This window comes from Lysinibacillus sp. FW301-JW8 (assembly GCF_058788755.1).
The window spans coordinates 84,644-94,692 of record NZ_JBYTBB010000012.1 but is presented as its reverse complement, the minus strand read 5'-3'; the positions used below and the strand labels follow the sequence as shown (position 1 = coordinate 94,692).

The following is a 10,049-nucleotide window of genomic DNA, read 5'->3' as shown; positions in this document are numbered from 1 at the left end:
CCTGGAACGGAAATCACCTTCATTTTGACTAAATATTCACAAAGAGTCCCTTGACTATTTAATTTTTCAACACTATGTAACCATCTACCAAAGAAATGGTAGATGGTTATTGTATTTCTAGGGGGCATAAAAGACAATTGTGATTGTGAAGTTTGATTATTAAATCAATCCTTTTGTTTTCTTGATATATTAATTTTGTGTAAGACTACCCTCAAAGGTTGTATACATAGACAGCTTTATGGTTAATATTATAGAAGGAAATGGCGCAATAATCCAAGTACTTTAAAGGTACCCGCTACGAGGGCTGGCTACTATTTATCTTTGCATAACCTTTTATATATAAAAGGTTATAAATATGCAATGAATTGTTATGTCCAATAATAGGGTATATGTATATCTTGATTTTAACTTTAAAATTGAATTTTTTGTTAATTTCTCTCTCTTTTTACCATCATTGGACGAAATGATGGTATACTATATCACGATAATAATTTATGGAGGCGGTATTATGTATTACAGTAATGGTAATTATGAGGCTTTCGCACGTCCTAAAAAACCAGTAGATGTTGATAAGAAATCAGCGTATCTTGTTGGATCGGGTCTAGCTTCACTGTCAGCCGCATGTTTTTTAATTCGTGATGGTCAAATGAAGGGAGAGAATATTCATATTCTCGAAGAACTAGATATCTCAGGTGGTAGCCTTGATGGTATTTTAAATCCGACAAGAGGCTTTATTATTCGCGGTGGTCGAGAAATGGAAGATCATTTTGAATGCCTATGGGATTTATTCCGCTCCATCCCATCATTAGAAATAGAAAACGCTTCTGTATTAGATGAATTTTATTGGTTAAATAAAGAGGACCCTAACTATTCAAAATGTAGATTAATTAAAAATAGGGGTCAAAGACTTGAGGATGATGGGAAGTTTACCTTATCTGATAAATCCTCAGAGGAAATGATTAAATTATTCTTTATTCCTGAAGAGAAATTAGATGATAAAAAAATTACAGATGTTTTCTCTGAAGAGTTCTTTGAATCGAACTTCTGGCTATATTGGTCTACAATGTTTGCTTTTGAAAAATGGCATTCTGCAATGGAAATGCGTCGTTATATTATGCGCTTCATTCATCATATAGGGGGGCTGCCTGATTTATCTGCTTTAAAATTTACAAAGTATAACCAGTATGAATCTTTAGTGCTTCCTATGATTAAATATTTGGAAAGCCATCATGTTGATTTTCAATATAATACGGTTGTAGAGAATGTTTTGGTCGATAAAGTTGGAGACAAAAAGGTAGCTCATACTTTAGTGTTAAAACAAAATGGTGTGAAAAAGAATATAGAGCTAACAAAAAATGAATTAGTGTTTGTTACAAATGGTAGTATCACGGAGAGTACAACTTATGGTGACAATAATACACCAGCTCCTATAAGCAAAGATTTAGGCGGAAGCTGGTCACTTTGGAAAAACATAGCTTCTCAAGATTCTGAATTTGGTAGACCAGAAAAATTCTGCGATAATCTTCCTGAAGAAAGTTGGTTTGTTTCAGCAACACTAACTACATTGGATGCTAAAGTTGCTCCATATATTGAAAAGATCAGTAAAAGAGATCCATATGCAGGCAAGGTAGTTACAGGTGGTATTGTAACTGCTACAGATTCTAATTGGATGCTAAGCTATACATTGAACAGACAACCTCATTTTAAAGACCAACCAAAGGATCAATTAGTCGTTTGGATTTATGGTCTACTATCTAATAAACCAGGTGATTTTATTAAAAAGAGTATCACTGAATGTACTGGCATTGAGATAGCACAAGAGTGGCTGTACCATATGGGTGTACCTGTAGATGAAATACCAGATTTAGCTCAAAATTCATGTAATACAATTCCATGTTACATGCCTTATATAACATCTTACTTCATGCCAAGAGCAATTGGTGACCGTCCTTTAGTTGTGCCTAATGGATCTGTTAACTTAGCCTTCATGGGGAATTTTAGTGAAACAGCAAGAGACACTGTATTCACAACTGAGTATTCAGTAAGAACAGCGATGGAGGCTGTTTATCAATTGTTAGATATTGATCGAGGCGTACCGGAAGTGTTTGCATCTACTTATGATATTCGGACTTTGTTATCTTCAACTGCCCGTTTACTGGATGGTAAAAAATTAACAGATGTAGATGCTCCATTTATCTTGAAACAAATAGGTAAATTTGGTATTCATAAAACGAAAGACACGATCATCTATGATTTACTGAAAGAAAGTAAATTGATATAAATTATGTTGCTTAGTAAGCTGATTCATTATTTTGAATCAGCTTTTTACTCAATTATAGAAGTTAATATTTATCCTCTATTTTTTAGAACGCCGATCTATTCATTTGTTGATGATAAATTTATCACTTTGTCATCTTTTTTATAAATGACATTATGGCTACTTCTCCTCTATATAAATTCTATCAATACACAGGTATTCTTCAAAAGTTTGATAAAACCTAAACTCTTCGATAAGATAATTATAAAACAAACCTGTTATTTTATAACAAATTATACAACGGAGAACATCTTTAGATAATGACAAGGGGGTCGTGTAAGTTTGGATATATCAATTTATAAATTACGAGAAAACGATGCACAAGAACTATTTAATTTTGAAAAAAATAACCGATTATTTTTTGAGCAAATGGTGCCAAGTCGTGGGGAAGATTATTATAAATTTGAAACTTTTCAAGAGAGACATAAAGAGCTTTTAGTAGAGCAACAGGAACAAAAATCAATATTTTATTTAATTAGAGACAATATGGGCAATATTGTAGGAAGAATAAATTTAGTGGATATTGATGCAACTAATAATTCTGCGGAAATCGGCTATAGAGTTGGGGAAGAATATGGGGGAAATGGAATAGGAGCTAGAGCTTTAAAGCTATTATTAGAAACAGAGGGCACTATCAAGGAGTTAAAGGCAAAAACAACAACTCATAATATTGCTTCCCAACGAGTACTTGAAAGAAATGGATTTAAACAGGTAAGCATCAGTGACGAGAAATTCGAAATGAATGGTCAGGAGTTACGATTTGTCTACTATATATTAGAACGTTAGGAATTAAAGGAAGGTGACATTTAAAACAGTGAAATTTTTGAAAAAACCCTATAGTTATATTTTATTAGCTATCTTTACATTGTTTAGTTTCATTGTAAATTTTAAAACAACATGGGCAGCTATCCTTTTAGGAATCAGCTTTGTAGGCTTCTTATTTTTAATGTATTTAGATAGAGGTGACTTTAAAAAATCAAAATAATTCTGGTTAGCTTAGGAGAGGGATGAGTAACAAGCTAGTGTTTAAAAGAATTGTACAAATGTTAATCATAATAATGGCATTGTTTCTATTAACTATTACTACCAGTTATATTAATCACCAAATACAATTATCCAAAGAAGAAAATCGATTTACACCCATTGGGAAGCTGGTAGACGTTAATGACCATAAAATGCATGTATACATAGAAGGAAAAGGTGAAGAAACGCTAGTTTTTATGTCTGGTGGTGGCACGAGTGCACCTGTTTTAGATTTTAAATCATTGTACTCCTTGTTAAGTGATAAATATAGAATTGCTGTCGTTGAAAAGGCAGGCTACGGATTTAGTGATACTACAGACGCTAATCGAGATATTGAGACGATTTTACAGGAAACAAGGGAAGCTCTATTAAAATCAGGAGTTGAGGGCCCCTATATTTTATTTCCTCATTCTATGTCTGGGATTGAAGCTCTGTATTGGGCACAAATTTATCCAGACGAGGTAAAAGCAATTGTTGGATTGGATATGGCTGTTCCTGCTGCATATGAGGATTATAATATAAATATGCCAATGATCTATTTAAGCGCATTTGCTGCAAAGATAGGTATTACGAGATGGATTCCGGGTCTTTCCGAGAGTGATGCGATGAAGTATGGAAATCTGACAGAGCAAGAGAAGGAACTGTATAAAGTGATTTTTTATCGTAGAACGGTAACTAAAAATATGATTAATGAAGTAAAAAACATAAAGGCTAATGCAAAAAAAGTTGAGACCTTAGAAATACCAAATGTCCCTATACTTTTATTTTCATCGAATGGGCAAGGAACCGGTTGGGATAAGGATACATGGCTTGACTTTCAAAAGGATTTTATTAGTAAGTATAAAGATGGTGAATTCATAAAATTAGATTGCGCCCACTATATTCATGATATTGAATTTAAGCGAATTGCTGATGAGTCAAAAAAATTTATAGAAAGTTCTATTTTTTAAGCAGGATCTTTAAAATGTAAAAATCTCCAGGCTATTTGTGCGTTGATTTAAATTGCCATCGAGGAAGAAAAGGATTATAAATATAATTTACAAATTAATCTAAAATAACATTAGGCATACAGTCATTTAATTTGACTGTATGCCTTTATACTTCAAAAAGAGAGACAATGTTACGGTTACATAGTGATTTACTATGTAATGAAAATTTTATATTGAACATTAAAAAATTAAAACTTGCAAAATAAATTCATAGTGTGTATATTGTATATAAAGTATATACACATTATTCGAATGATGAGCATTTGTCTTAAAGAGCTCAAGGAGATGCTTACATTATTGCATACGGAGGGTTAAAGATGGAAAATGTCATTGAATTACAGCATGTTCATAAATCTTATAAGGGATTTCAAATAAAGGATTTCTCTATTAACGTAAAAAAAGGCTTTGTAACTGGATTTATCGGGGGAAATGGTGCAGGAAAATCTACAACAATCAAGCTGATTATGAACTTACTAAAGCAAGATAGTGGCACTGTTTCAGTGTTTGGCATGAATTACAAGAAGCATGAAAAAGAAATAAAGGAACGTATTGGCTTTGTCTATGATGAAAATGTCTTTTATGAAAATGTAACATTAAAGGATATGAAAAGGATTATTAAACCAGCCTATAAAAACTGGGATGATAACGCCTTTCAACGTTATGTCAATCAGTTCGAACTACCATTGAATAAAAATATGAAGACCTTTTCGAAGGGTATGAAGATGAAAGCTTCATTAGCCATAGCCCTAGCTCATCATGCAGAATTAATTATTATGGATGAGCCAACTGCTGGGCTCGATCCGATATTTCGTAGAGAGCTACTAAATATACTACATGAATTAATGCAAGATGAAGATAAAACGATTTTCTTCTCGACCCATATAACAACAGATCTGGATAGAATTGCAGATTATATTACCTTTGTTCATAATGGTGAGCATATATTCACGAAGGAATTTTACAAGATTGAAGAGGAATATGCCATTGTCAAAGGGACATTGAATTTATTGGATCAGGAAACGGAACGAGAGTTTGTTGCCATCCGAAAATCGAACACAGGCTTTGAGGCATTAACTGCGGATAAAAATCGTGTGGCGAACATATTTGGGGATTCTGTCATTATGGAAAAACCGACGCTTGAAGATATTATGTACTATACGAAAAAAGGATGGTAATGGGATGGTTAATCTAATACTTAAGGATGTTTTAATTCAAAAGAAATTAATTTTAATATACATTGCTACAATTATACTTTATTTATTTATAGATGTGTCCCTAGTAAAGATAGGATTCTTATATAGTATGGCTTTTATCACTCAGACCTTTGCTTATGATGAAAAAGATAACGCTAATATTTTGCTTAATTCGCTGCCATATACGAGAAAGGAAATCGTTAGTTCGAAATATATAGGTTCATTGATATATACATCACTAATTATATTCATTACTTCTATAGGTGATTTCTTCTTAAATGGGAAAGAGGTATTGTTTTTATGGAAAGATATATTGCTAATTATCGGTCTTGTTATGGTCACTTTGTCATTTATACTGCCAATTTTTTATAAATTTAAAACGCAATCTTTAATGATTGCTGTAGGTGCTTTATTTGGAATATATATTTTAATCATTAAATTTTTATCCCCTAGTCTTAATGGTACATTAAGAGAATTGATACAAAAGTTCATGACTTTACAAGAAACGCAAATGTATTTCGTAGCTATCCTTACAATCATTATTTTATATGTTGGATCGTGGCTACTATCTATTCGTATATATGCGAGAAAAGTTTTTTAAAAGAAACAGCTTGAGTCCAGCGATGTAGGCTCAAGCTGTTTACGTGCTTAAACAAGGTCCACTATCAATAAACGGATAATTTCCGTGAGGCAGAAAATTATACTCTAAACAATATACAATGTAATCTTTATGTGAAAGACATTATAAATTCCATTGTACAGCGGACGAAATAATTAGCGTGTTGAAATAAAAATTCTAATGGTTCATGCTAACGAAATAACTGATGTCTTCATGTGCCAATCACATAAAAATAAAGAAGAGGTATTTGTATGCAAATTATTATTTCAAACAGTTCAAAAGAGCCGATTTATGAGCAGATTTATGCTCAAATCAAAAAGCTTATTTTAACAGGTGAACTACAAGAAGGGCAGTCATTGCCCTCTATGCGCCAGCTTGCAAAGGATTTAGAAATTAGCGTTATTACAACAAAACGCGCTTATGAAGAGCTAGAGAAAAACGGGTTTATTTATTCTATTGTGGGAAAAGGTTCGTTCATCTCTGAACAAAATAAGGAAATGATGAGAGAAAGAAAAATAAAGGTAGTCGAAGAAAATCTGTTGATTGCCATTCAAAATGCTAAAGAAATGAACATTGACTTAGCAGAGCTCAAAGAAATGCTCACACTATTGTATACAGAGAATGAGTGATGGAGACAATTGTTAAATTCGTGTGGTGAATATATTTGGAGATGCGGTTATTGTGAAAAAGCGTACCCACATATGTAATATACGAAAAAAGGATGGTAAATAGATGATTAACCTTATACTTAAGGATGTTTTAATACAAAAGAAAATAATTTTATTTTACATTGCTACTATAATAATCTACTTATTGGCAGGTGTACCCTCCCTAATACCTTTGGGATTTCTTTATAGTGTAATATTTATATTAAATGCTTTCGCTTACGATGAAAAAGACAACGCTAATATTCTACTCAATTCTCTACCATATACGAGAAAGGAAATTGTCAGTTCAAAATATATAGGTTCACTGATATTTACAACAATATTTATTTTCATGATTTATGCGGGGGATTTCCTCATAAATGGAAAAGGGGGTCTTTTTATATGGAAAGAAATATTGTTTATTATTGGTCTAGTAATGGTCGCTATATCATTCATGTTTCCAATCTCCTATAAATTTAAAACGCATTATTTATTGATTGCTTTAGGTGTTTTATTGGGTATCTATATGTTAACAATTAGTTTACTAGTTCCTATAAATGATATATTAAGAGAACTAGCACGAAAGTTCTTGACTTTACAAGAAACGCAAATGTATTTCATAGCAATTCTTACAACTGTTATATTATATATTGGATCTTGGCTACTATCTATTCGTATATATGAGAAGAAAGCTTTTTAAAATAAACGGCTTGAGCCCAGTAATCTAGGCTCAAGCCGTTTATGTACGCTTAAATACAAGTTTCCATAGAACAAAATTCGTGATGACAAGCACGATTAAATAAATTACAGCACCATAAGAAATATGAGCTGTTAGGAAGTAATGCAGTCCCGCTAGAGCACCTAAAGGGGGAAGCAATATAAGAGATTTCCAGCTCTGGGCATCGCCAATATCATTAAAGGGCTTTGTGAAAGGAATATTACCTCCGATAGTAATATAGCAAATGACAGTGTACAAGCAGCTTGTCACTAAAACAATCAGTAAATCTGGGATGATTCTCGGACCATAGATGAAGCAGAAAATGATGCTTAGCACAATATATAATGGAATATACAACTTAATCAAAAATGCTTTTAAGCTACCTTTTTTTAGGTCTGTATAATCTTTGAGTGGAAAGACCTTATAAATCCAAGCCGCTTTATATTTCGCTGAATAGCTAAGCATAAGCACAGCTGATGGAATAATTAGCATGCTGAAATAGATATTTAAATAGCTCATGCTAACAGAATAATCAACTTCTTCTGATCTGGAAAAAGTAAACATAAAAATAAATGGAATGACAAAGGAAAAGCCTAAGGACGGATATACTTTCAGCTTAAACTCTCGCTCTTGTTTCATCATAAGGGAGGCAAAACGGTAGAAAGCTCTTTCTTCATTAGTTCCGCAAATGATTTTTAACAAAAACGCCTTTAGTCGATTGTTCTTTTCTTTTTTTGATTTGCTTGTATTTAATAGTTTTTGCAGATTGCGTTCAAAAGTTGGAACTAGTTTAATATAAAGCCATATTGAAATAATAGGTATGATGATTGCAAGCAAACAAAAAACTATGGTCATTAAGGAATGGTTACCATTTAGTAGCAACTCATAAGGAGCGGCGAACCACATTGGTATAAGGAAAATACTCCACCAATGAAATATTACCGCCATATCTAAATTGACAAATTCAAAGGATCTAATCAGAACTTGATAGCCAATCATCAGCATTAAGGATAGTCCAATTTGAACATAATTGATCATATCCTTCAGCTTTTCTCCATCAAAGAATCGTAGAATCATCATATAGAGAATGGCGGTAAGAGCGACAATAAATAGGTTGATTAAAAGAATCTCAAACACTGTTAAAATAAAGAATGCAATGCCTTGTTTGATGAGGCTAACGACAAGTGGAATAGCTGTTAATGCAACTGTTAAATAAGTTAAATAGATGAAAATATGCATAAACTTCGCGGCATTAATCGTTTTCGTAGAGATCGGCTTAGTCGAAAGGATACTTTTGTCGCGTACATCCAGTAGGACTGATGAAAAATCAGAAATCAAGGATGTCATAATTAAAAAAATAATCATGGCATATGAAATACTCATCTGGAAAAGAAAGTTTTGACCAAAGCTCATAAGTGGAATGAGCATAAGCCCAAACAAAACATAAATCCATAAAGACTTAATATAGCCGTATTTTTGATCATCCTTCTTCTTGTTCTGGTTAAATATTGTCGGTACTTTACGCTCATCCATTGTTAATTTTATATGGAGGATTTTCCTCATCATGTCATAATCAATGCCCAATTTAATAAAAATAATGCGGAATTTATCAAGCAGCTGTAGGGTTTTAAAATCTGTCATCATCGTACCCCTTGTACAATGGAGACAAATTTCTCACCAATTTCCTGGTGTTCATGGAAGCCTGTCAATTGATTGAAAATTCTTTCCAGTGTTCCCTCTGTATTTTCTGCTTGTAGCTCCGCAAACGTACCATCAGCAGCAATTTTCCCATCGTACAACAGGATAATTCGGCTACTGATTTTCTCTACGACATCCATAATATGAGATGAATAGAATATCGTTTTTCCTTGAGCAGCAAGTTGCGTTAAAATCTCCTTAAAAATCATGACACTATTTGCATCTAAGCCATTGATGGGTTCATCTAAAAATAGTATGTCTGGATTATGTAATAGACTTGCGATAATTAATAGCTTTTGTCGCATTCCCTTAGAATATGAGGAAATTCTAGCATGGTAGGCTTCTCCAACACCAAACAATTCCATTAGGGATTTTGATTTGTCAGCAGCTACTTCTAAATCAAGCCCGTATAATTGCCCGATAAAGGTTAAATACTCGTAGCCTGTTAAATTATCATAAACATCTGCGATTTCTGGTACATAACCAATTCTTCGTTTATAGTCTAATTGATTTTCTCTAATGCTCTCCCCAAAGAGCTTGATATCTCCACCATAGTCACCTTCTAGTCCTAAAATAATTTTCACAGTTGTGCTTTTACCAGCACCATTTGGACCAATATAGCCTATGATTTCTCCTCTAGATGCATGAAGGTCAATTCCCTTTAATATATCCTTGTTTCCATAACTTTTCGTTAAATTCGTAATCGTTAAAATCTCTTCCATTTTGTAGCCCCTTTCAATTCTAGAAAAATTAACCATAAACATACTATACCATATAAAAAGTGGGAATTTTCCTTTTGATAAAATGAAACCAGTTCATTTCCAGACTTGTCTAACTTTATAAGA

At 32.8% G+C, this 10,049-nt stretch carries 9 protein-coding genes; 7 read left to right on the top strand and 2 right to left on the bottom strand.

Annotated elements, in window-relative coordinates; translation table 11 throughout:
- Nucleotides 1–508 precede the first annotated feature (508 nt).
- The 7 genes from AC3WOM_RS07490 to AC3WOM_RS07460 all read left to right on the top strand — a co-directional run bounded on the left by AC3WOM_RS07490 (nucleotide 509) and on the right by AC3WOM_RS07460 (nucleotide 7,488).
- Nucleotides 509–2,281 (top strand): oleate hydratase, encoded by a 1,773-nt coding sequence (locus tag AC3WOM_RS07490; protein ID WP_492445931.1) that lies wholly within the window; start codon nucleotides 509–511, stop codon nucleotides 2,279–2,281.
- Nucleotides 2,282–2,599: 318 nt separating this feature from the next.
- Nucleotides 2,600–3,103, top strand: coding sequence for a GNAT family N-acetyltransferase (locus AC3WOM_RS07485; protein WP_492445930.1), 504 nt, complete (start codon nucleotides 2,600–2,602; stop codon nucleotides 3,101–3,103).
- 236 nt (nucleotides 3,104–3,339) lie between these two features.
- Complete coding sequence (locus AC3WOM_RS07480) at nucleotides 3,340–4,290, top strand: alpha/beta fold hydrolase (RefSeq protein WP_492445928.1); 951 nt, start codon at nucleotides 3,340–3,342, stop codon at nucleotides 4,288–4,290.
- A gap of 356 nt (nucleotides 4,291–4,646) precedes the next feature.
- Nucleotides 4,647–5,504, top strand: a complete 858-nt coding sequence (locus AC3WOM_RS07475) for an ABC transporter ATP-binding protein (protein WP_492445926.1) — start codon at nucleotides 4,647–4,649, stop codon at nucleotides 5,502–5,504.
- A 4-nt stretch (nucleotides 5,505–5,508) separates the two neighbouring features.
- Nucleotides 5,509–6,123, top strand: a complete 615-nt coding sequence (locus AC3WOM_RS07470; protein ID WP_492445924.1) for an ABC-2 transporter permease — start codon at nucleotides 5,509–5,511, stop codon at nucleotides 6,121–6,123.
- 269 nt (nucleotides 6,124–6,392) lie between these two features.
- Complete coding sequence (locus AC3WOM_RS07465) at nucleotides 6,393–6,770, top strand: GntR family transcriptional regulator (protein ID WP_054771273.1); 378 nt, start codon at nucleotides 6,393–6,395, stop codon at nucleotides 6,768–6,770.
- 103 nt (nucleotides 6,771–6,873) lie between these two features.
- Nucleotides 6,874–7,488 (top strand): ABC-2 transporter permease, encoded by a 615-nt coding sequence (locus tag AC3WOM_RS07460; RefSeq protein WP_492445923.1) that lies wholly within the window; start codon nucleotides 6,874–6,876, stop codon nucleotides 7,486–7,488.
- 39 nt (nucleotides 7,489–7,527) lie between these two features.
- Here AC3WOM_RS07460 and AC3WOM_RS07455 read toward each other — a convergent pair whose 3' ends face one another.
- The gene (locus tag AC3WOM_RS07455; RefSeq protein ID WP_492445921.1) at nucleotides 7,528–9,147 is read right to left on the bottom strand and encodes a hypothetical protein; all 1,620 of its coding nucleotides are present in this window, start codon (nucleotides 9,145–9,147) and stop codon (nucleotides 7,528–7,530) included.
- Complete coding sequence (locus AC3WOM_RS07450; RefSeq protein ID WP_427537239.1) at nucleotides 9,147–9,926, bottom strand: ABC transporter ATP-binding protein; 780 nt, start codon at nucleotides 9,924–9,926, stop codon at nucleotides 9,147–9,149. Before AC3WOM_RS07450 ends, AC3WOM_RS07455 begins: the two co-directional genes overlap by 1 nt.
- Nucleotides 9,927–10,049 lie beyond the last annotated feature (123 nt).

Excerpts from the sequence above, each read along its gene's own strand:
- AC3WOM_RS07490 (WP_492445931.1), top strand. The coding sequence starts at position 509 with ATGTATTACAGTAATGGTAATTATGAGGCTTTCGCACGTCCTAAAAAA.
- AC3WOM_RS07475 (WP_492445926.1), top strand. The coding sequence starts at position 4,647 with ATGGAAAATGTCATTGAATTACAGCATGTTCATAAATCTTATAAGGGA.
- AC3WOM_RS07470 (WP_492445924.1), top strand. The coding sequence starts at position 5,509 with ATGGTTAATCTAATACTTAAGGATGTTTTAATTCAAAAGAAATTAATT.
- AC3WOM_RS07465 (WP_054771273.1), top strand. The coding sequence starts at position 6,393 with ATGCAAATTATTATTTCAAACAGTTCAAAAGAGCCGATTTATGAGCAG.
- AC3WOM_RS07460 (WP_492445923.1), top strand. The coding sequence starts at position 6,874 with ATGATTAACCTTATACTTAAGGATGTTTTAATACAAAAGAAAATAATT.
- AC3WOM_RS07455 (WP_492445921.1), bottom strand. The coding sequence starts at position 9,147 with ATGACAGATTTTAAAACCCTACAGCTGCTTGATAAATTCCGCATTATT.
- AC3WOM_RS07450 (WP_427537239.1), bottom strand. The coding sequence starts at position 9,926 with ATGGAAGAGATTTTAACGATTACGAATTTAACGAAAAGTTATGGAAAC.